The organism is Winogradskyella sp., from assembly GCF_028282165.1.
GTDB lineage: Bacteria > Bacteroidota > Bacteroidia > Flavobacteriales > Flavobacteriaceae > Winogradskyella.
The window spans coordinates 53,056-75,186 of sequence record NZ_JANQIM010000037.1 but is presented as its reverse complement, the minus strand read 5'-3'; the positions used below and the strand labels follow the sequence as shown (position 1 = coordinate 75,186).

The following is a 22,131-nucleotide window of genomic DNA, read 5'->3' as shown; positions in this document are numbered from 1 at the left end:
TGTAGTTTGAAGTTTGAAGTTGGAAGATGTCTATAGTAACAAAAATTGATTTTTCTATACTAATATTATGAAGTTTAGGTTTGAAGATTTGTTAATTTGGCAAAAAGCAATGGATTTGGGAGATGATATGAATGAGCTTGCTGATTTGTTTCCTGATAAGGAAAACTTTAATTTATCTTCTCAATTACGAAGAGCTTCAGATTCTATAGCATTAAATATTTCTGAAGGATCTATTTTGCAATCAGGACCAGAATATAGAAAGTTTTTGGGATATTCGATTCGATCTATTGCGGAAGTAGTAACATGTTTGCATAAAGCAAATAGAAGAAATTATTTGAAAACAAAAACATTTGAGAACTATTATAAGGACTGTTTTGATTCAATGAATATGACTATAGCATTCAGAAATAAGATAAAACATTAATAAAGGTAATAACGAACTTCAGGCTTCGTTCTTCTACCTTCTAACTTTTTAAAAATGGGATTAGGAATTGACATCATAATTTTTGTTTCTGCTATTCTAGTAGGGATTTTTATATATTGGCGAGAATCTAATGGAAACGGCGCTTATCGATTTATCAATAAAATAATGAATAGTAAAGAACTCCAGATGAGTGACGATAACCCTAAAGGATTTATCTATAAGCAGCCATTTATACCAAGATTACTATTTGTAGTTATTTCGCTTCTAATTATTGGACTAATTCTCCAATTCTTAACGCCAATTAAAGTATTTACAAACTTCTATGGTTTATCTGGTTTAGCAACCTTTGCCACAGGAACTATAATTGGAACTTACTTGGCAAGTTTTGTAATAAAATCATCTAAAGTTATTGAAGAGAAAAGTGATTCCCTAGGCGATTTGGTGACTGATGCTGTGGAAAAAGGTAAAGACTTAATTGAAGATTTAAAACCAGATACCGATAAGATTGTTGAAGAACCCAAAGAGGATATGCAACCAGAAACCGAACCAGAAGTGGAAAAGAAAAGTGCACGTGACCGTTTGAAGGATAAAGGTTTGATGTAAAAATGTCATTACGATGAATGAAATGACAAAGTAATCTTTTTAAATTGCAAATTTAACTATAAATCAAAAGATTGCCACATCCCAAAACTTTGGGATTCGCAATGACAAATAACCATGATAAAAAACTATTGGAATAAAGGCGCAAAACAAAAGCGAATTGTCGTAATTGTTGGAGTTTTGCTCGTGCTCGCACTCTTCTTTTTCAGGGATGACTATCAACCCGTTTTACTATTTCTAAGAAAGTATATATTCATAATTCTTGTAAGTCTATTGGTTTTAATACTAGGCCTTAGAAAATTCAGAAAAACAGCTAGTACAGGTGGACGTTTAAGCATTTTAGGATTACTAATTATATTTTTTGGGCTACTATATTTTTTGGGTTGGAATCAAGGACTCTATGACTACATGAAAACCTATAATGTTTTTAATCACCTTAATAGAGTAGAAATAGATGAATTGCCTTTAACGCAAAACGAGCGCATTCAACCCTTACGCAATATTTTCTCTATGGCTAACGAGAGTGTGGGTGAGACAAAAGATGTGTCTTTACCACATTTAGTAAGAATCGGGACAGAGAATAAATGGACAATGGCCATTCAGCCAAGTGAAAAATATGTGATGCAACGATTTAGTGACAATACGGAAGAGGTGTTTTCCGTGAGCAGTACAACGCCATTTCCAAGGTTTTCAAATGAAAACCGTATTGAGGTCATTTTTTCAATAGGCGAATCACTGATGTTTAGTAGAAATACATATAATGCTGTAGTGCAGCGATTCAATCCTTGGATGTTATTTAATTATGAGCCGAGCGATACCTTTTATATGAAGAATGACGAAGGCGCTTGGGTACAGGTAGTGAGTTTAATCAAATGGAAAGGCTTTTTCTTCCCTTATCCAACATTTGGTGGCGTTATGATTGTAGACAATGGCGACCACGATTTTAATGATTATCTAGAGCGTATTACCATAGGCAAGGGTACTTTTGTGAGTCCAGATGATATCAAAAACTATAACTTCTTAACGAAGCAAAATACACTATCGGAGAAAGTATCGCAATTACAAGCAGAATCCTTGAAGTTCTTAGGCGGTTTTAGTGATCCATTACCTTGGAATATGGAAACAGCCGTTAAGATTCCTCTTATGCCAAAAGATCAGAATCAACAACCTTATGTCACCGATTTTGATTTTGCCGGAAGTAATTCGGATGCTTACAGCGGATTGTACCATTGGTTTGGTTTAGAACCTGTTGGCGATGAACGTACAAGCTTAAGTTATAGTGTTTTTGTTCCTGCAGATGGAACCGATAGGTTATATTATTACGATCATGCAACAAAAAAACAGGGTTATGCCGGTGTGTCTGCCATGCCATTAAAGGTTAAGGAATCGCGTAAGGAATACGATTGGAATGCAAGTACACCAGTAGAATTTAGGCCTTATATTAAAGATATTGCTGGTAGAAAGCGCATGTTTTTCTTGGGAACCATTTCTTCTATAAGTGCCCAAAACGCCCAACAGTTCGACGGTTCTGCTACACCAGATTTGGTATTGATAGATAGTGAATATCGCGATGTGGTTTGGATTGATGTAAAACATCCAAGTACTTGGGATGAAACCGTTTATAATCAACTAAATGAAGCTTGGCGATCTGAGGAAGGTATTGGCTATTACTATCAAGAAATACCGAAAGATGAGGATATTATTGAGCAAGCCATAGACTCTTTAATGGCCATTCCTAAAGTGGATGATAACACCAAACAGATTGAGGCATTGCAACGTCAGATCGATTCTTTAAAAGCTATCGGGAATTAAAAATGACAAATTGGTTATATCAAGGTTTAAGCTTTTTAATTTTTATTTCTACAAACGTAAAAGGCTAAGCGAAGACATTATTGAAATAAGTTTTGATAATTATTTCTGCGATGACGTTGGTCTATATGCTATCTACCGTGATCATAATTTTGAATTCAATTTTGTTTCATTAACTGAAAAAAAGGATTGGGAACAACTAGTATTATGGACTTTTAGGTTAACTTTATTTAACCTATTAACAACCAAAAGTTTACAACTTGCAAAATTTGAAGATGAAAAAATTTACATAAACGGGCTTTTTAAAAAAAAGCATAAAGGTTTCTTTTTTCATGTTTTGAATAATCAGACTAAAGGAACGGACAAGTTTTCTAGTTTGGTTTTAAAATTAGTTTCTAAAGCTAATGTAGATTATGGGAGATCTGTTAGTTTACATCATTACATACGTTTTATTAATGATTGGTATCTAAAAACGGGTGCCGAATACAACAGACCAGAAAAGCGATTCATTATTGAGCTTATTAAGGATTATGCTAAAGATTATAAATGGATAAATATTGTTTCACACAAAAAAATCTTAGGCATTTATAAACAACATGAAGTTGTAATAAATAGGATTCATATACCAAGACTAAATATTCACCACAAACAACTCGAAGACTATTATAACGAATGTGTATTGGAACATTATGTGTTAAGACAGTTTACTTCAACACTTAAAGAAGCTTTACAAATTGATTTTAATAATCGTTACCCTAAAGGTGATGGTGATTAATATTTTATTCTTTTCTAATCAATTCTATTAATGCTACTTTAAACGTCCTAGGCCTTAGGCTTTTAAAATCATAAATTTACGTTAATATTTCCTATCGCTATTTTTGTAAAATTTGTTTAACGTTTATTTTTATTGTCTAATATTTTAACAGAAATTCTTAAACAAAAAATCATTATACATTAACAATTTAACGTAAGAACTAAAAAATGAAACAAGAAGAAAACACATTGACAGTTTATTCTACAGATCCCATTACAGAAGCCGAGGTTGTAGCGGCACAGAAAGCTTGGGGTGAAGGTATTGTGCATATTGGAAAAGTATTCACCGATGGTGGTGATTACGAAAAAGCGGCATCTGACCACATTCAAAATCATTATGCTTATGATTTGGGTATGGTGCTATTTAAGCCCACATTAGCTTCAGAAGATCAATTTAGAGGTACCTTCGATGCTGCCTTGTCTTATTTTGTTGGTGGAAATGAAACGTATCCAGAAGATGGCGGATTTGCAATAAAACCTTGGACAAAAGTACGTTGGAAAAATATCGGTATCATTAATGGCGGAACAAACATGGCTGTTGCTATGGGAAACTATTTCTTTACAACAACGGATGGTGATGAAGTTAAAGTAGAATATACCTTGGGATATGTAAAAGATAGAGAAGGTAAATTACGAATCGTAGTTCACAAATCTTCTTTGCCATATAACCCAAATAACTAGAATGATAGTTAATTGTTCCTAATAATTATAATTGACCTTTCAGGTTAGAACATTATACAATCTGCTAAGTTTATTAAAGTTCTATTTTTACCTGAAAGGTTTTACTTTTATATTTCACTAACTAATCCGTACTTATGATTTCAAAATATTACGATTTTAAATATTTTAAGGGAGACTTAACAGGTGGTTTAGTCGCAGGTGTTGTAGCCTTGCCATTAGCTTTGGCTTTTGGTGTACAATCCGGACTTGGTGCTATTGCAGGTCTTTATGGCGCCATAGCTGTTGGAATTTTTGCGGCCATATTTGGTGGCACGGCGACACAAGCCAGTGGACCAACAGGACCAATGACCGTGGTTTCGGCTGCGCTCGTAGCTGCAGCAATTGAGCTTACAGGAAGCTTAGAAGCAGCCATGCCTATCATTATTCTTACATTTTTGCTTGGAGGTATCTTTCAAATTATATTTGGGTTTCTAAACATCGCCAGTTATGTAAAATATTTTCCTTATCCCGTAGTCTCTGGCTTTATGAGTGGGGTTGGACTAATTATCGTAATACTTCAGTTATTCCCTTTTGTGGGGCTCGATTCCGCAAAATCCACTTGGTTGGTTATTCAGGATTTACCACGTTTGTTTTCGGATTTTAATTGGCAGGCACTCTCATTGGGAGCTTTAACAGTTGTGATTTACTATGTATTTCCTTACATCACCAAAGTCATACCAAGTGCGTTAGTAGCTTTAATCGTCGCTTCTGTTGTTGGCTTTTTTCTTAAGTGGGATGTACCTATCATTGGTGATATTCCATCAGGATTACCTTCTTTGCAGATCGATGGTATTTTTTCAATAGATGCAAGTGCTTATATGCTTATAGGCGAATATGCTACCGTACTGGCAATTTTAGGCTCTATTGATTCTTTGCTAACTTCAGTCATTGCTGACAATATGACCAAAACTAAGCATAACAGTAATAGAGAGTTGATTGGTCAAGGTATCGGAAACTCAATAGCAGCAATTTTTGGTGGTATTCCTGGTGCTGGTGCAACCAAGGGAACTGTAGTTAATATTAACTCAGGTGGTAGAACCCGTGTTTCTGGAACTATACATGGTTTGGTGCTTTTGGCCGTGCTCCTTGGTTTAGGCAAATTAGCAGGTTATATTCCTCTGTCTGTACTTGCGGGCTTGTTAATCCCAATAGGGTTTAAGATTGTGGATACCAAGGGATTAAAGCATTTGTTGGCAGTACCTAGAGCCGATGCGTTTGTCCTAATCCTGGTTCTTCTAGTAACAACATTTGGCAGTTTAATACAAGCCGTTGGAATGGGTCTATTATTAGCTTGTCTTTTATTTATGAAGCAAGCAAGTGATATTGGAGAAAAAGGTATGGAAGTCGGAACTTTAGCTGGTTTTGATGGTGAAAAACCATGGCAAGATGAAGTTGAATTCTATAATAATTACAAGGATAAAGTATATATTAAACATTTATATGGGCCACTATTTTTTGGATTTACCTCTCATTTTCAGAATGAAATAAAGAATATACCAGAAGAGGTAAAAGCCTTGATTATTCGGATGGATCGTGTACCGTATATAGATCAATCGGGTTTATACGCCTTGGAGAATGCAGTTATGGACTTGGAAAAGAAGGGAGTTAAAGTATTGCTTACCGCCCTACAAGAACAGCCCAAAGATAAGTTGATCTCTATAGATATTGTACCCGATTTGATTTCAGAGGAACACATCTTCGAGAATATCAAAGGTGCATTCGATTATCTAAAGGTAAAATTTAAGCTTTAAGTTCTAATCGCATCTTTATATTAGAGCGTTTATAAGGTCTATTCTTTTCTAACTCCAATTCCTTAAATCCATACTTTCGGTATAGATAGATGGCATTTTCCAGTTTTGTATTAGAGTAGAGCATTAGTGCTTTTAATTCTTTGACCTTTGCAAAATCTATGCAATGCTGTAATAGTTGTTGACCAATTTTCTGACCGCGCTGGTGAGGTAATACAGCCATTTTAGTAAGTTCTAAGACACCTTGTTCTTCGGTTGGCATAAGGGCAACGGTGCCTACAACGTGTTCATTCTTTAACGCGAAGAATATAAAACCACCTTTATTTATGATATACATTTCGGGCTTGCTAAGAACGTCTTCATCAAAGGGTTCCACATAAAAGAAAGTTTTTAGCCATTCAATATTGAGATCGTAAAAGGCTTGTTTGTATTCGGTTTTATAATCATTTATTGTAATTTGACCGGCAATACTGGCCTCTATATTATTTAGTATCATCGTATTAAAGTCGATTGTTTTAAAACTATCTTCCAGTAGATTTATTTGATCTATTAAGGAATCTGATTTATGATTAACTGTTTCATCTACCGTTTTTTCTATAGCATTCCAGATAGGTTTTATATTAATCAATAAATTCTCTCCCTTTTTGGTTAAAAGAATGATTTTCTTACGCTTATCTGTTTTATCGTTGCGTTGTTTTATATATCCTTTTTTGTTGAGCTTATTTACAAATTGAGTAATAGCTGGCTGGGTGAATTTTAGCTGCTCCACGAGTTCTGTGTTTGTAATGCCGTTATAATGACTAATGGTCTTAAAAACAGGGAATAGGTAAGGGTCAAAGTCTATATTATAAGCGTTATATACAAGTTGTGTTTCGCGCATCATATATTCACTTACTCTTTTTAATCTCGAGCCTAGACCCAGCGCTCCGTAACCTCTTAATGCATCCATATTAAATAAATATTTATATAAGTACTTATGTAAATGTAGCAGTTATTTAAAACATCACAAAAATAATCTATAATTTATTTGCAATTTGTCCTAATAAAATCAGTGATTAAATAGGTGATGAGTTTACCGACTTTTTGTTGCGATTTTTTTCTTGGTGCTGCTTCACAAATATGTAAATAAGCCGCTCTTTCATGTTTTCCGAAAAAATGTACAAACTGTCTGGCTTGTTTTGTGCTAAAGCCGCTCGGTGTTTCTGCGCTACTTGGGATGTTTTCTATGGCATCGCAATCTATTTCTACTCCAAAATACTTTCCTGAGATATGCCCAATAGCTTTTTCCATTTCAGAATTAAAACCTAACTCATTTCTAACTTCAAGAGCTTCGTAAGTATTGTACTTTATGTTTTTTATCTTCTTTATGGTTTTATACAAGGTGTCGGATGTATAATTTTCATGCAATCCAAAAACAAAATAGTTTTTTAAAAAGCCTTCAGCAAAGGCATAACTAAAACCATTACCACTATGTCTACCTTCTTCTGGTCTAAAGTCTGTATGGGCATCAAAATTAATAGCATTCACCTTGTCATTTTTTGCAAGAGCCAATCCTTTGATATTGCCGTAGGCATTATTGTGCCCTCCTCCAATGATAATTGGAGTTTTACCTGCCTTAACAATTGACGATACAAGGTAAGCCACATCTTTATCAATAGTTTCTACCAGTTCTCGGGCTTTTGATATTGACTTTTTATTGGATTCCTGATTGACGATTTCCCGATCCGTACCATAATCCAAATGCCCTAAAACCAGGACACGTTTAGCCTTAGTAAAGTGGGTACTTTGGATATTTAACAAAACTTTTATTGTAGCTCCCCATGCTTTGTAAGTCCCTGTTTTTCCGTAATTTGCATAAACTCCGATATCTTCCGTAATACCAAAAATGACGTAGTCAACATCTAAATTGTTAATGTCGTCGTATATGTTAGTGAGATTAGATAATAATCGAACATGTTCTCCAAATTTTGATTCTCCTTTACGAGTCTTTAAAAGTGTATCGCGATCTTTTGAAGTAAATAATACGAGATTTTGCATTTGGATATTTGATAAAGATTTAAAATAAAAATACAGCTTTATTTAAATAATTAAAGCATTTTAGTTTAATTTAAAAACGACAACAAACAATAACTTAAACACTAAAATTTATGGAAAGTTCACAAAAATCTAGCATAGGACTTAAAGTAGGATTAGGTATACTTTTAATACTGTTTTTAGGAACTGCGTTTTATGCGTCAAAATTGTACTCTGATAGTAAAGAACAAGAAAAGGAGCTCATTTCTGAAAAACAACAAGTGATGAATGATCTCAACAATATGGCAAAACAATATGACCAAGCTATTGCAGATAGCGAAGTTAAAGATCAGGATTTAATTGCTGCTAGAGACCGTATACAAGGTTTAATGGATTCTTTGAAGATATCCCAAAATAGTGTCAATAGTCTGTTTAGATACAAGAAAAAATTCTTGGCCTTACAGGAAGAAATGGACGAATTATTAGAAGAGAATGATCGTTTAAAAGTGGAAAACCAATATTTGGCAACATCTTTAGACAGCACTCAAGTTCAGTTGGCAGAACGTACGGTTTTTACAGATTCCTTATTGGTACAGAATACAGAATTGGCGAATGTAGTTGAGGATGCATCTGCATTACAAACTGTTGGGCTAGTAGGTATGGGAGTCATTGAGAGAAGCAGTGGTAAGCAAATACCAACAGAACGTGCACGTAGAAGTGATAAGATTAAGATCTGTTTCACCGTGGCTAAAAATACACTGACAGAAGCAGGTGATAAAGAGTTATATGTACAGGTAATTGACCCTAATAATAATGTTTTAGGTACAAATAATCAAATTCAATTTGAAGATCAGGTGTTGAACTACAGTTTAATAAGCCGATTCAATTATGAGAATAGAAACCTTAACATATGTGAATATATTTCACAATCTAATGATTCTAAATTTGAAAAAGGGCGATACCAAATAAGCGTATTTAATGACAAAGAATTGATTTCTTCTTCAGAGTTTATTCTGAAATAAGAAATATTCGTTTGACTGATTGATAGCTAAATCCGGAAGTTTTCTTCCGGATTTTTTATATCCTTAAGTTGACCATTGATTACTACTTGTTCTACAGGATTATGTGCAAAAGCATAAGGAATTTCGCTGTAGTGATTCAATGGTTTTGTAATGATGACGTTTGCCTTTTTTCCTCTCGTAATACTACCGTACATATTGCTTATGCCCATAGCATATGCACCATTAATCGTCGCTGCATTAATGGCTTCTTCTGGAGTCATTTTTAACTTTACACAAGCAGCACTTACCACAAAATTCATATTGCCACTTGGTGCCGAACCGGGATTATAATCCGTTGCAATGGCAACCGGTAAGCCAGCGTCGATAAGTTGCCTCACAGGTGTGTATGGAATACCCAAAAAGAAAGAGCAACCTGGTAAAGCTACTGGCATAGTATCGCTTCCTTTTAGGGCTTTTACGTCATCAGTATTCAATTCTTCTAAATGATCTACAGATAAAGCCTTGTATTTTACACCCAAAGCAACACCACCGAGAATATTGAATTGATTCACATGAATTTTTGGTATGAATTTATGCTTTTGGCCAGCTTTTAAAATGGCTTCCGTATCATCTAGATCAAAATAGCCATCTTCGCAAAACACATCGATATGATGGGCGATATTCAGTTTAGCAGCTTTAGGGATGAGTTCTTCAGTAATAAGTTTGATATACTCACTTTTTTTATCACGAAAATCTTCAGGAATAGCATGGGCAGCCAAAAGGGTAGGTGTGATTTTTGCCAAGCTTTCCTGTTTAATGCGCTTAATGACACGAAGCATTTTAAGTTCGGCATCGACGGTAAGGCCATAACCGGTTTTAATCTCAAAGGAGCCTGTTCCCATTTTAATGAGTTCTTCGAGTCGATTTATGGATTGCTCATATAAATCATCTTCTGAGGTCTCTTGAAGCACTTTAGCAGAATTCAAAATACCACCACCACGTTCCGCAATTTCGGCATAACTCAAGCCATTAATCCGATCGACAAACTCCGAAGTTCTATTTCCAGCATAAACGATATGTGTATGCGAATCGCACCATGAAGGCAGTACAATTTTACCAGTAGCATCCACAATAGTTTCAGCTTCAATACCTTCACAATACTTCATATCACCATATTCTATAATGGTATCGTGCTCTATATACAGATACGCATTTTCAAGTATAGAAAGGGTCTTCATCTCTTTACCCTTAAGGATTAAGACATTATGATCATGTACCTGAAGGAGTTGCTTAATATTTGTGATGAGTATAGACATAGGGATGGCTTTTTGTAAAGTTGTCGATTTTTTTTCAATAAAAAAAACGTTACCCTCGGAAGCGCAACGTTTTTAATCTTCATGATGATATGATTATTTTAGACTGCCTACCATATCCTCTGGTTTTACCCATTCGTCATATTCCTCTGCCGTCACATAACCCAAATTAATGGCTTCTTCTTTTAAAGTCGTACCATTTTTATGGGCTGTATTGGCGATTTCAGCGGCTTTATAATAGCCGATTTTAGTATTTAATGCGGTAACTAACATCAATGAGTTATTAAGTAATTGCTTAATCACCGCATGGTTAGGTTCAATACCTATTGCACAGTTTTCCTCAAAGCTTACACAAGCATCACCAAGCAGTTGGGCGGATTGCAGAATATTAGCGGCCATTACGGGTTTAAAGACATTAAGCTCATAGTGCCCTTGGGTACCACCAATACTGATGGCAACATCGTTACCCATCACTTGGGCGCAAACCATAGTCAAGGCTTCACATTGGGTCGGATTCACTTTTCCTGGCATAATGGAGCTTCCTGGCTCGTTGGCAGGAATAATAATTTCACCAATACCAGAACGCGGTCCAGAGGCCATCATTCTAATGTCATTGGCTATTTTGTTTAAGGATACAGCTAATTGTTTTAAAGCACCATGGGTTTCTACTATCGCATCATGGGCGGCTAAGGCTTCGAATTTGTTTTCTGCAGTCACAAAAGGCAAGCCCGTAAAATCGGCAATGTATTTGGCGACCAAAACATCGTAACCAGCAGGCGTGTTGAGTCCTGTACCCACAGCCGTGCCACCTAGAGCCAGTTCGCTTAAATGCGACAAGGTATTTTCCAAGGCTTTAAGACCGTGATCTAATTGTGATACATAACCCGAAAACTCCTGACCTAAGGTTAAAGGTGTAGCATCCATAAGGTGCGTACGCCCTATCTTTACACAATCCTTAAATTCCAAAGATTTTTTATGCAATGTATTTCTTAATTGTATCACACCTGGAATGGTCGTTTCTACCACTTTTTTGTAGGCGGCGATATGCATCCCAGTAGGAAAGGTGTCGTTAGATGATTGGGATTTGTTGACATCATCATTTGGCTGAATCGTTTTATCACCTTCACCAATCACCTTACCAGCCATTTGATGCGCTCTATTGGCAATGACTTCATTGACGTTCATATTGCTTTGCGTCCCAGAACCGGTTTGCCAAATCACCAAGGGGAATTGATTGTCGTGCTGACCCTCCAAAATTTCATCACAGACTTGGGCGATGAGATCGCGTTTGTCTTTATCTAAAACGCCTAAATCGCAATTGGTATAAGCGGCTGCTTTTTTAAGGTAGGCAAAGCCGTAAACCACCTCTAAAGGCATGGAAGCTGGTGCTCCGATTTTAAAATTATTACGCGAACGCTCGGTTTGTGCGCCCCAAAGTTTATCGGCAGGGACTTTCACCTCGCCCATAGTATCTTTTTCTATTCTGTATGACATGATGTGTATGTTTTTAAGGAACTACAAAATTACAGATTTAGAACGTTTAAAAGCTGAAGAATGTCATAATAATGAGTGAAACCCTATTTTAAAAAAGTTGCATGTCAACGCAATTAACATAGTAAGTTAAACCTGTCTATGCTGACAGGTAGGCGTATCCCGCTCAAAAAACGGGATCTAGGGTTAGTACATGTAAAAATACGTAGTTCTACGTATTGACTTTGGTATTTCAAGAAGCTAACTTAGCTACAACTTGTAATATGTATAAGTTGAGTTAGTGTATTTAGTAAAATGCATAACCACTATTTGTAAATTCCTTTGTAGATATAAGGGTTTTGAACTTATATCTGGGTTGTAAATCTGGCATCAAAATACAGATATATTTACGAGTTGACGTTCATTATAAACTACAAAATCATGAATATTAATCTTTAAAATCAACCAAAATGGAAATTAATGAAATTCTTGAAACAAAGTCATTTAGAGAAATGGACAATGAATTAGACATCTTTAAAGTAGATGGTTTTATCTCGTCAGATTCAAACGAAGACTATTTTAGATTATATCCAGCCGAAACGGACAAGAAACATTATTACTTGATAAAAAAAGATGATATTGCGGGAGAAATCTACGAGTGGACTACTGAAGAGAAGTCTAAACAATTATTCATTGACCAACCTAGATTCAGAATTCCTTTAAAAATTGGAACTGAAATCATTGAAGTTAAAATGTCTACTATGAAAGTTGGCGTCAAAGGAGAAGATGCTTCTGCAAAAGCTTGTTGTAAAACTTCCTGTTCAGGAACAAAACCTGATGGAAGTAGCTGGACTAGTAGTTGCGGGACTTGTGGATGTAAAACTTGTATTCCATCTTCTTGTAGTGAAAACTCTTGTTCTGCTGGATGCGCTAGTTAATAAATAACGAAAGACCAACAATGGCTATAAGTAATTGCTACAACTTGGGTGCTACTTGCGAAATTACGTGATCACCTACACAACTACTCATAGCCAAGACCGTTGTGCGTAATTTGACAAACGAAATGAAAAGAATAGTCTTAATAATCATAGTCTTAATAATAACAGGAATCTTTTTGGAAGTTTTATCTTCCAACCAAAGTCTCGTTTACAAAGAAATATCTTATTTGAATTCTGATGGAATTAAAGAGAATTCGTTGATAATTGACAAACCTATTTTGAAGAGGTTCTATGATATAGGCGTTTATCTATCTTTTTCATTAGCATTCGCAATTTTTATATCAACATTCATATCTTCAAAATTAAAAGAAGAACAACTTAAGTCCAAAAAAGCAGAATTGGAATCATTAAAAGATAATCTCTACAAAGACATACATAATGCTTTATTCCAAAAAATAATTCCAAAAGAGTTGTTTCAAACAGTAAAAGACGAAATAATTAATGCGGAAATTATTAGAAAAGATGCTGAATGGATTTTAGACTTTAGTGTTGACGATAATGAAAATATTACTTGTAGATTAACTTCAATTATGAAGTCTTACAATAATACAAACCAAATTATAAAGAATCCTATTTCCGCAGTAATAGCAAATCACAATCCAAGTGACACATCAATTGAAAAAGTGATTTGTTCAATCAAAGGTAAACAGACTGTTTATTATGAAAAAAATAACAAGCCTGAGGAAAATAAAGGTGTCGAAATTGAAAAAATTGATGATAAAATGCATAAAATTCATTATGACTTGGAAATCCCGCCAAACAACTATGTGGACTACACTATTATTTACAAAATAGAACATTCTAAAAGACTACAAGATGAGTTTTTTACTTGGCTTCCTGTAATTAATTTGAAGATTATCGCAACCTATCCACCTGAATACAATTTTGAAATTTTTAGCATGCTTTCTCCAAGCTTAGAACTAAAAGTAAAAGATGATGATAGAAGCATTTATGAAGCTGAAGGCGGAATTCTTCCAAGACAAGGAATTGTATATTATTTGGATAAAAAAACTACGCACAACAATGTATAACTGCAGTTACGGTGCATTCGTCTACGTCCGAACCCACTCGGAATTACTAAAGTCAGTACTAAACCGAAAACTGATAGTTATACTTCACCGTTAGAGACAATAAGTATGAAACTACATAGATTAAAAATAAATGGATTTAAGCGACTTGAGGATATTGAAATTTATCTTGAAGACGCCACATTTTTAATTGGACAAAATAATTCTGGAAAAAGCTCAATACTGAAAGCTATCGGTGTTTTACTTTCCGCAACAAAAACACTACCAAGTTCAGATTACTATTCGGTTGTTGACGAAGAAACTGGAGAAACTAAACCACAGACCACTAAAGTAGTTCTTGAAGGCGAGTTTAGAAACTTACCTGAGGAGTCAAAGACTTGGAGAGGGTTTAAAGGACGTATTTTTGAGTATGATAGTGATACGGAAACTGGACTTTCAGTTACTTATAGAAAAACGTATGAATTAGGAAAAGATGTGGTAATAGAGTTTAAATCTAAAATACGTAATATAAAAGCTGATTTTAAAGATTGTAAAAAACCACAAGATTATATAAACAAAGGAATTCAAGAAGAAATCATTTCTGATTACTTTCCAGAACTAGATAAAAATATTGGAAAAAGTAAAGCAGCGCTAGAAAAACTTGAGCAACTTGATGAAATTTGGGATATTATAGAAGAAGATACTTGGTTTCAAAATCCTGGTGGTATTCCTGGAAATGTTCTTAAAATGCTACCAAGATTTTTATTGATACCTGTTGATACTTCAATAAACGAAATCCAAGGTGGAACATCAGGTGTTTTAGGTAAAACCTTGAACGAACTTTTTCAAATAGTAAGGGAAAATTCTGATAATTTTAAAAATGCTCAAGAGTATTTAGAGAAGCTTTCTAAAGAATTAGACCCTGAGGATGTTACATCGGAGTTTGGGAAAATGATGACGGAATTAAATTTAGTCTTGACTAGAATTTTTCCAGAGTCTCAATTACACGCTACCACTGATTTAAGTGATCCAAATAAAGCACTAAAACCAAGTTTTAATATTGAAATGTCTAGCAATATAAAAACTTCAGTAGAAAATCAAGGAACAGGAATGGTTAGAGCTGCTGTTTTTGGTATGTTACGATTTAGACAAAAATGGCTTTCAGATAAAGAAGATGAACATAATCGTTCTTTAATAATTAGCTTTGAAGAACCAGAAATTTATTTACATCCAAGTGCAGCTAATCAAATGAGAGATACAATTTACGAATTGAGTAGTTCAAATTCTCAAATTGTTGCATCAACCCATTCACCATATTTGATTGATATTTCAAGAAAACCAAAACAAGTATTAAATCGACTGATAAGAAATAAAAAGTCTGTTAGATGTAGCACATTTTCAGTATCCGATGCCTTTTTAGAACTACAAGAGGATGATAAATCATATGTAAAAATGATATTAAAAATTGATGATTATATATCGAGAGCATTTTATACAAACAATATAATCATAATTGAGGGTGATACAGAAGATATTCTTATTAGAGAATCGTTAGTAAGATTACCTAAAGAAAAATATTTGAGAATTATATCAAATTTTGAAGTCCTTAAAGCAAGAGGAAAAGCAGCGATTATTGGTTTGGTAAAATATCTCACATCTATGGGAATAAAACCAATAGTCGTTCACGACAGAGATAATGGAATTGAGGGTGCTGTAAAATTTAATCAACCAATTAAAGATGCGGTTGGAACTAATGGAAGGATAGTTGAAATGTATGAAAATGTGGAGGATGAAATCGGATATGAAGCAACCTATGAAAAGCCTTTCAAAGCCTTTGAACAAACTCAAAAATGGGGAGAAAGTTGGGAAGATATTCCAGAAAATTGGAGAAACAAAATGACAGAAATTTTTGGAACTTATATTACAGAATAACTACTATCCCTAACAATGCGTATTAATAATAGCAGTTTAAGTGCTAAAACGATAGTATAAACATAAATTAAAATGTCAGTGCAATCCCGATCCCGATAGCTATCGAGACTAAAGGTTTGTGAGTAGAAGTCTATAACTACTTATGTACGAGATCGTTGAGCATAATAAAAATTAAGAAAAAATGAATGGAAAAAGTGATAAAAAAGTTTGGAATAGTCTGGAAATCGCAAAATTAATAGTGAGCTTATTCGTACCTATTAGTCTTTTTATATTAACGTATATTATAAATAATGATCTAAAAAAATCACAGCAATATCAGGAAAACATTATCCGTCAAAACAAATCTATTATGGAGAATAATAAGAGAATATACGAACATAGATTTGAAATTTACAAAAAAATAAAAATCCCAATTAATGAAATATTTAGTTATATCTACTATGTTGGGAAATGGAAAGAACTTAGTCCGGAAAAAATAATTATGAATAAAAGACTATGTGATGAGATTATGTATTCCAATGAACCATTATTTAACAAGAAATTTTTTGAGTCTTATGAGAACTTCATGAGAAATGCTTTTGAAACTTATAACGGTATGGGAGCAGATGCAAAAATAAAATCAGAGTTTTGGACACATAAAAAATTTTATATCGGAAAAGTTAGCTGGTCTAAGTCATGGGATGATGCATTTGTCAAAAATATGAGTAATGATTTGAATTCAAGAATGAATATTCGAGAAGCATACAATGAATTATTAACCAATCTATCGACAGAATTATCTTTAAAAGAAAGAAAAGTTAACCAAGAGTTTAAAGATTTCAAACCAGAGTAAAATTACTATGCCCAACGATGGCTATAATTGCTAACGCCAGTTCGCTGAACTCGTGTCACAACGAAATCATAGCCTGAACCTTTACCTTGCATTAAGAACACATAAAGAATATGGATATACTGAAATTAGTTAAAGAACAAATTAAGCAGATTTCTAATGGAAAGGAACTGGTTGGTCTTAACTCAGTATTAACACATATTGAACGTGCTGAATTTCTTCTTGAAAAAGGAATAGAACACCAGGATGAAGCGTATTTTACTGATGTTATATATCGAACAAATCAAGGATTTGAAGGAATGCTCAAAGAAGCATACGTCTATCTAACAGGAAAGACTGATACAAGTGAATTGACACCATTCAAAATCGAAAAATACTTAACCGATAATGAAATTTTTAAAGAACGTGTCTTAGAACAATTTACCAACTATCGACAAAAGTGGAGAAACCCATCAACGCACGACCATAAACTTTTTTTCAGTCATAGCGAATCCTTTTTAGCAATAATAAGTGTCTCAGCTTTTATTCATCTGTTATTGAATCAAATAATCGAAAAGTTGGCTTTTCAGGCTGAATCAAAGAAGTTAAAACAATCAAATAAAGACATTAAGAGTGAGATTAAGAACTACTCCAAAAAAGACAACTTATTAAAACTCTCTGGAATACTTGCGAAATTTTCACATGATAATCCAGAGATTAGAGATATAAGGAATGAATACGAACTGATTGGTAAAATAGAAGCATATATCAAAGCAGCTGACAGTGATTTTGATATACAAGTTGAACCTCTTTTGCAAGCAGGAGAGAGATTAAAGTTGAGACCAGACTTTATCGTCAAATCGAAAACGGATAGTATTATTATTGAACTCAAGAGAACTGAAGATAGAAGAGCTATTGACAGTGGATTAAATCAATTGATAACTTATCTTTCTGCAAGTGGAATTACAAAAGGAATACTGTTCATACCACCAAAAGACGATAGACATTTAATTGGTCTTGAAACAAAAGATATTAAAATAGACAACACAGAATTGAATATCGTTGTGATAACACCAGGAAAGAAAAACGCAAGGTAATAATGCCTATAAGTAACCGCTTCCACACGTTTAAAATTAACTTAACCCACAACCTTCCCAACACTATTTCTATCCATAAGAGAAAAAGCCTGTCTTCAAACAATAAATAGTCTAAAAAAAAATGAGACACTTTCTAAAAGTTGAGTCTTAATAGTAGCATCCCAATTATTAGGACTCAAATTTTATAGCTATCCAATGAAAAACATAGTCTTGCTTGTCATAGGTCTAACCATTTGCCTTACTAGCCATTCACAAACAAAAAAAGAAACTCTAGAAACCTTATTTATAGATTGGATCACTTCTGTTAAAAGTGGTAAAACAAGTACTATTCAAAAGTTTGTCAAGGATGAGTTTGCTGATGACTTCATCTCTTTTATGACTGTTGACAAGGTTCTAAACATGAGTATGCAATTACATGAAAATCTGCCTAAGCCATTCAAAATCGATATCCAATACAATGATGGGCAGAAGATTGCTGGTTTACTGCATAATCCAAAAAATTCATTGGGACTGATTATTAATACGCTTCCATCAGGTAAAATAAGAGGTTGGAGTGAAACGGAAATCACTTGGAACTCTAAAAATCCTAATAGGAAATCGCAGCAGGAAATCGTCAACTATTTAAATCGGGTACTTGACAGTTTGAATATAGAGGGCTTTTCAATGTCGGTAACAATCGGTGACTCTCGTCAATCTTTTTTTCAAAAAAACATCGGAATTGCTAATCAATCATTTCAAATCCCTGTAGACGCATCCACAAAGTTTAATATGGCTTCATCCTCAAAAATGTTTACAAGTGTTGCTATTAGAATACTGGAAGCACAGGGTAAATTAAAGCTCTCCGATCCGGTTGTGAACTATTTAAATCTGTCATTAGATCCTACAATAACGATAGCCGATTTATTGAATCATACCTCTGGTTTAAAGACTTTTTTCTCAAGTGAATTTTGGTTAAGCTCAAAAGCAGATTTACAATCTTGGCATGACTTGTTGGATTACGCGGATTTGTCAGTCAAAAAACTTGAGGAAACGGCTTATTTCTACAGTAACACTGGATTTCTCTTGTTGGGACTCATCATAGAACAAGTAACTGGGGATTCCTATCAAAGCGTTCTTCAAAAAAATATCTTTAGACCGGCCGATATGTCCAAAACCTTAGCAGTTAATAAGTATCAAAGCACAAGTAAAAAAGCCACTGGATATACGAGGGTTTATCCTGTTGTAGATAGCTTAAAGGCATCCGTAGAGTTTCAACAGAAGAGACTAAGTGAAGCCACATTTCCCAATGACTTTTTTTCTAATACAGTGTCTTCACCAGCAGGAGGGATGTATACAGTATCTGATGATCTTTTCAACTTTATAAAGTTCGTCGCCAGTGGTTTAATGTCTAAGGAAACAACTCCCAATATGATGCGTCAAAGAACCGTTAGACACTTTAGTTTTATTGAAACGAAAGGGTATAACAATGGGTTTGAAGTCAATACATATAAAGATCAATCGTATTGGGGACATTCGGGAAGCATACCGGGATTTAACAGTATTGCCTACCATTTTCCTACGATAGACGTCACAATAGTGATATTATCTAATTCTGATGATCAGGCAAACAAATTGTTTGCCATGTTAAAAGATTTCCTGTTTTAAACGTCTTAATTACTGTTCTTTCGCATTAAGAAGTTGATCTAGATACTTTAAGTAGTTTGCATTTTGTTTTTCTTTAGGGCGTGCCAGCATGATATCTTTTGATATCTGAAAATGTTTTTTTGCTTTTTCCATATCCCCATTTTCCATGTATCCTTCTCCAAGATAAAATTGGGCATTAATTGATTCAGGAAATAGCTCTGTATTTAACCTTAGTATAGTTAATCCATTTTCATAATCTTCCGCTGTCCAAAAGACTCCTGCCAAACGGTTGATCTCGTTTTCTTTTAAATAATAAGACGGTGAATCTTTATACTTCTCAATAGTCTTATGTACTTCGTCGTTACCATATCTAGCAACTTTATACAATTCTGTTGCCAGTGATTTTTTTGGGAACACTATTTCTTTATCTAACAAGGTTCCAATAATGATGTCCCTAACCTTGTTGATATATTGCGAGTGTGCATTATCGTACATAATTAGGGAAACATCATGATCGGAGTAATACAAAAACCTCGCCCTTAGACCGGGTTCACCACCATTGTGATATATGATTTTACCAAAATCTTCGTGGTGTTCTAACTGAAACCCTAATCCATAGTCAAATGGTGAGTGTCTTAAAGAATCAGGTATATGGGTGATACTGGAAGCAAATACTTTTTCTAGTTTTCCTTTGGGTAAAATCTTATGTGTAAACAATGCTCTATTCCATTTCCACAAATCATCTAATGTAGACGCTACTTTGTCATCTCCTACCTTACCACTCAAATAATAAACTTCCTTTTGATAATCCAATTCCAGTGGACTTTTATACGCCCCAGAAATGGGATCAAGTAGATGCTCCTTAGCGAAGTTTTCGATCCTGTTTTTATTTAGTAAAGTATAGATCTGAGAATTTTCCATTTTTAACGGACCGAAGATTTCTTGTTTTAGATAGTCTTGAAAAGAGACTTTACTAACGTTCTCAACGATGCAGGCTAAGAAGACATAACCAATATTACTATACGAATAGCCCTCATCAGGAGAAAAAAATGACTTTGGTTTTTGCTCTCGATAGATTGTAAGAATGTCTTTATTCTCAGCAATTTTATTATGATCCCAATGTTTAACAAATAAAGGGTTGTATGGATACAGACCAGAAGTATGGGAAAGCAAATTGCGTATAGTAACATCTGGATAAGGCAATTCCGGAAAAAAATCAACTAACTTATCATCTAATTGTAGTCTGCCCTGTTCAATCAGTTGCAAAACAGCTACAGCTGTAAAGGTTTTTGAAACAGATGCCGTTTGAAATACGGTATTAAGGTTTAACGCTTTTTTATCTTCAAATGTTGAATATCCGAAAGTGTTTTTGTAGATCACTTCATTTCCTTTTGCAATTAATACCCCTCCATTAAACTGTTCTTTTTGATGTAAAACATTTAAGATGGAATCTAATTTTGAAGTTGTTCCACTTGCATTGTTGTATTCTTTACACGATGTGCAGCTTACTAGAAAAAGTAAAGCAATTACATTAAGAGCGGTATTTCTCATAATAAAAATCAAAAGTTTTAATTTATTAAAATAATCACGCTGCAAGTGTAACTGTTTTATGCCATTTCAAAGTAGCGTTTTACATTTTGACACCTACTTACTCTTTTATTTTCTGTAAATATTCAACTGGTGATGAATTAGTAAATTTTTTAAACGCTCTATTAAAAGAAGATTTAGAGTTAAAGCCTACTTCATAAGCCAAACCTAAAATTGTTTTTGTTTCAAAATCATATGTGCTACTATTAGATATAAACTCATTTATTCTGTATGTATTTATAAAATCTCTAAAAGAACTTTTGCTCATAATGTTAATAGCTGCAGAAACTTTATTTGGATGCAATTTTAGTTGTTCTGAAAAACTTGTAAGATTGATACTTGGATCTAGGTAGGGTTTGGAAGTTGCCATTAATTCCAATATATTCTGAAATATGTCAGTCATCTCTTTATTGGCAGTTTTTCCTTCTGTTTTAGCTTCACTTTTAAACCCAACACGCAAAAACGTATCATTATTTATTTTAAATCCAAAAAAACCGATAGCATAGGTCAATGCGGTAAATAAAATATAGAAAAGATAAAATCCCGAAGGAGGGAAAGCAAAATCATAATAGAGGGTGTCAAAAAAGGAATACACAACCCATATACTCCAAAGTATTATAAAGCATATGAGAATGGTTTTAATCTTATTTGTAGCATAGAGCATATGGGATTTTAATACTAATCTATAGCTCTTATATAGAAAGATCCCAAAAAAACTAAGTCCGTATAAATGTTCAACAGAAGCTGAATTAAACACCCATGTACTTTCAAACGTATTAAATGTTCTATAGTCCCAATGATTAACCCAATAAATTGCAATGGTTGAAATGTAGTAAACAAATTGAATTAGTAATGGGATAAAAAACAGTCTTATCTTAAAACCAGAGATGGGTTTATTGAAAAGAAATCTTAAATAGATATAAAAAGCCGGGCCAATACCACTAATAAAGAAAATAGGGAAAAGCCGTAAATGAGGAAAATACTTTTCAAATCCAAAGTCATATTTCAGTACCCAAAATATATAAGAAGATAGAAATATAACGGTAATTCCGAGATAAAATTGAGCGCCTTTTAATTTACTTCTAAAACTAAGGTAAAAGCCAAATATAAAGCTTTGAAGCATCCCGAATGCAATAAGTATATTGTACAAATTGACCTTAATATCCAT

At 34.0% G+C, this 22,131-nt stretch carries 19 protein-coding genes; 13 read left to right on the top strand and 6 right to left on the bottom strand.

Annotated elements, in window-relative coordinates:
• Positions 1-67 precede the first annotated feature (67 nt).
• The 6 genes from Q0972_RS15230 to Q0972_RS15205 all read left to right on the top strand — a co-directional run bounded on the left by Q0972_RS15230 (position 68) and on the right by Q0972_RS15205 (position 6,117).
• A complete protein-coding gene (locus Q0972_RS15230) occupies positions 68-424 on the top strand; it encodes a four helix bundle protein (RefSeq protein ID WP_299367233.1) in 357 nt (118 codons plus the stop codon).
• Between the two features lie 54 nt (positions 425-478).
• Complete coding sequence (locus Q0972_RS15225) at positions 479-1,027, top strand: hypothetical protein (RefSeq protein WP_299367230.1); 549 nt, start codon at positions 479-481, stop codon at positions 1,025-1,027.
• 114 nt (positions 1,028-1,141) lie between these two features.
• Positions 1,142-2,836 (top strand): hypothetical protein, encoded by a 1,695-nt coding sequence (locus Q0972_RS15220; RefSeq protein WP_299367227.1) that lies wholly within the window; start codon positions 1,142-1,144, stop codon positions 2,834-2,836.
• A gap of 10 nt (positions 2,837-2,846) precedes the next feature.
• Entirely contained in the window at positions 2,847-3,608 is a 762-nt protein-coding gene (locus Q0972_RS15215; RefSeq protein ID WP_299367224.1) for a hypothetical protein, read from the top strand.
• A gap of 206 nt (positions 3,609-3,814) precedes the next feature.
• The gene (locus Q0972_RS15210) at positions 3,815-4,327 is read left to right on the top strand and encodes a phosphoribosyl-AMP cyclohydrolase (RefSeq protein WP_299367221.1); all 513 of its coding nucleotides are present in this window, start codon (positions 3,815-3,817) and stop codon (positions 4,325-4,327) included.
• Between the two features lie 134 nt (positions 4,328-4,461).
• Positions 4,462-6,117: a SulP family inorganic anion transporter gene (locus Q0972_RS15205; RefSeq protein ID WP_299367218.1), complete on the top strand. Its 1,656-nt coding sequence runs from the start codon at positions 4,462-4,464 to the stop codon at positions 6,115-6,117.
• On the opposite strand, the gene Q0972_RS17930 is transcribed toward Q0972_RS15205, so the two are convergent.
• Together Q0972_RS17930 and Q0972_RS15190 are read right to left on the bottom strand one after the other, a co-directional pair.
• Positions 6,107-7,063, bottom strand: coding sequence for a GNAT family N-acetyltransferase (locus tag Q0972_RS17930; RefSeq protein ID WP_367182408.1), 957 nt, complete (start codon positions 7,061-7,063; stop codon positions 6,107-6,109). The two genes, Q0972_RS15205 and Q0972_RS17930, sit on opposite strands and share 11 nt — an antisense overlap.
• A gap of 74 nt (positions 7,064-7,137) precedes the next feature.
• Positions 7,138-8,151 (bottom strand): formimidoylglutamase, encoded by a 1,014-nt coding sequence (locus tag Q0972_RS15190; protein ID WP_299367215.1) that lies wholly within the window; start codon positions 8,149-8,151, stop codon positions 7,138-7,140.
• A gap of 110 nt (positions 8,152-8,261) precedes the next feature.
• Between Q0972_RS15190 and Q0972_RS15185 the strand changes: the two genes are divergently transcribed.
• The gene (locus Q0972_RS15185; protein WP_299367212.1) at positions 8,262-9,149 is read left to right on the top strand and encodes a chromosome partitioning protein ParA; all 888 of its coding nucleotides are present in this window, start codon (positions 8,262-8,264) and stop codon (positions 9,147-9,149) included.
• A gap of 26 nt (positions 9,150-9,175) precedes the next feature.
• On the opposite strand, the gene hutI is transcribed toward Q0972_RS15185, so the two are convergent.
• Entirely contained in the window at positions 9,176-10,444 is a 1,269-nt protein-coding gene (gene hutI / locus Q0972_RS15180) for an imidazolonepropionase (protein WP_299367209.1), read from the bottom strand.
• Positions 10,445-10,537: 93 nt separating this feature from the next.
• Positions 10,538-11,935, bottom strand: a complete 1,398-nt coding sequence (gene fumC / locus Q0972_RS15175; RefSeq protein ID WP_299367206.1) for a class II fumarate hydratase — start codon at positions 11,933-11,935, stop codon at positions 10,538-10,540.
• 446 nt (positions 11,936-12,381) lie between these two features.
• On the opposite strand from fumC, the gene Q0972_RS15170 reads away from it, so the two are divergent.
• The 6 genes from Q0972_RS15170 (at position 12,382) to Q0972_RS15145 (ending at position 19,397) form a co-directional block, all read left to right on the top strand.
• The gene (locus Q0972_RS15170; protein ID WP_299367203.1) at positions 12,382-12,849 is read left to right on the top strand and encodes a hypothetical protein; all 468 of its coding nucleotides are present in this window, start codon (positions 12,382-12,384) and stop codon (positions 12,847-12,849) included.
• Positions 12,850-12,974: 125 nt separating this feature from the next.
• Positions 12,975-13,940, top strand: coding sequence for a hypothetical protein (locus tag Q0972_RS15165; protein ID WP_299367201.1), 966 nt, complete (start codon positions 12,975-12,977; stop codon positions 13,938-13,940).
• A gap of 105 nt (positions 13,941-14,045) precedes the next feature.
• Positions 14,046-15,848 (top strand): AAA family ATPase, encoded by a 1,803-nt coding sequence (locus Q0972_RS15160; RefSeq protein WP_299367197.1) that lies wholly within the window; start codon positions 14,046-14,048, stop codon positions 15,846-15,848.
• A 181-nt stretch (positions 15,849-16,029) separates the two neighbouring features.
• Entirely contained in the window at positions 16,030-16,680 is a 651-nt protein-coding gene (locus Q0972_RS15155; protein ID WP_299367194.1) for a hypothetical protein, read from the top strand.
• A gap of 110 nt (positions 16,681-16,790) precedes the next feature.
• The gene (locus Q0972_RS15150) at positions 16,791-17,753 is read left to right on the top strand and encodes a hypothetical protein (RefSeq protein ID WP_299367191.1); all 963 of its coding nucleotides are present in this window, start codon (positions 16,791-16,793) and stop codon (positions 17,751-17,753) included.
• A 195-nt stretch (positions 17,754-17,948) separates the two neighbouring features.
• Positions 17,949-19,397: a serine hydrolase gene (locus tag Q0972_RS15145; RefSeq protein WP_299367189.1), complete on the top strand. Its 1,449-nt coding sequence runs from the start codon at positions 17,949-17,951 to the stop codon at positions 19,395-19,397.
• 9 nt (positions 19,398-19,406) lie between these two features.
• On the opposite strand, the gene Q0972_RS15140 is transcribed toward Q0972_RS15145, so the two are convergent.
• On the bottom strand, positions 19,407-20,927 hold the full coding sequence (locus tag Q0972_RS15140) for a serine hydrolase domain-containing protein (protein WP_299367186.1): 1,521 nt from the start codon (positions 20,925-20,927) through the stop codon (positions 19,407-19,409).
• A gap of 97 nt (positions 20,928-21,024) precedes the next feature.
• On the bottom strand, positions 21,025-22,131 hold the full coding sequence (locus tag Q0972_RS15135; RefSeq protein WP_299367183.1) for an AraC family transcriptional regulator: 1,107 nt from the start codon (positions 22,129-22,131) through the stop codon (positions 21,025-21,027).

Excerpts from the sequence above, each read along its gene's own strand:
- Q0972_RS15230 (WP_299367233.1), top strand. The coding sequence starts at position 68 with ATGAAGTTTAGGTTTGAAGATTTGTTAATTTGGCAAAAAGCAATGGAT.
- Q0972_RS15225 (WP_299367230.1), top strand. The coding sequence starts at position 479 with ATGGGATTAGGAATTGACATCATAATTTTTGTTTCTGCTATTCTAGTA.
- Q0972_RS15220 (WP_299367227.1), top strand. The coding sequence starts at position 1,142 with ATGATAAAAAACTATTGGAATAAAGGCGCAAAACAAAAGCGAATTGTC.
- Q0972_RS15210 (WP_299367221.1), top strand. The coding sequence starts at position 3,815 with ATGAAACAAGAAGAAAACACATTGACAGTTTATTCTACAGATCCCATT.
- Q0972_RS15205 (WP_299367218.1), top strand. The coding sequence starts at position 4,462 with ATGATTTCAAAATATTACGATTTTAAATATTTTAAGGGAGACTTAACA.
- Q0972_RS17930 (WP_367182408.1), bottom strand. The coding sequence starts at position 7,063 with ATGGATGCATTAAGAGGTTACGGAGCGCTGGGTCTAGGCTCGAGATTA.
- Q0972_RS15190 (WP_299367215.1), bottom strand. The coding sequence starts at position 8,151 with ATGCAAAATCTCGTATTATTTACTTCAAAAGATCGCGATACACTTTTA.
- Q0972_RS15185 (WP_299367212.1), top strand. The coding sequence starts at position 8,262 with ATGGAAAGTTCACAAAAATCTAGCATAGGACTTAAAGTAGGATTAGGT.
- hutI (WP_299367209.1), bottom strand. The coding sequence starts at position 10,444 with ATGTCTATACTCATCACAAATATTAAGCAACTCCTTCAGGTACATGAT.
- fumC (WP_299367206.1), bottom strand. The coding sequence starts at position 11,935 with ATGTCATACAGAATAGAAAAAGATACTATGGGCGAGGTGAAAGTCCCT.
- Q0972_RS15170 (WP_299367203.1), top strand. The coding sequence starts at position 12,382 with ATGGAAATTAATGAAATTCTTGAAACAAAGTCATTTAGAGAAATGGAC.
- Q0972_RS15165 (WP_299367201.1), top strand. The coding sequence starts at position 12,975 with ATGAAAAGAATAGTCTTAATAATCATAGTCTTAATAATAACAGGAATC.
- Q0972_RS15160 (WP_299367197.1), top strand. The coding sequence starts at position 14,046 with ATGAAACTACATAGATTAAAAATAAATGGATTTAAGCGACTTGAGGAT.
- Q0972_RS15155 (WP_299367194.1), top strand. The coding sequence starts at position 16,030 with ATGAATGGAAAAAGTGATAAAAAAGTTTGGAATAGTCTGGAAATCGCA.
- Q0972_RS15150 (WP_299367191.1), top strand. The coding sequence starts at position 16,791 with ATGGATATACTGAAATTAGTTAAAGAACAAATTAAGCAGATTTCTAAT.
- Q0972_RS15145 (WP_299367189.1), top strand. The coding sequence starts at position 17,949 with ATGAAAAACATAGTCTTGCTTGTCATAGGTCTAACCATTTGCCTTACT.
- Q0972_RS15140 (WP_299367186.1), bottom strand. The coding sequence starts at position 20,927 with ATGAGAAATACCGCTCTTAATGTAATTGCTTTACTTTTTCTAGTAAGC.
- Q0972_RS15135 (WP_299367183.1), bottom strand. The coding sequence starts at position 22,131 with ATGGATATTAAGGTCAATTTGTACAATATACTTATTGCATTCGGGATG.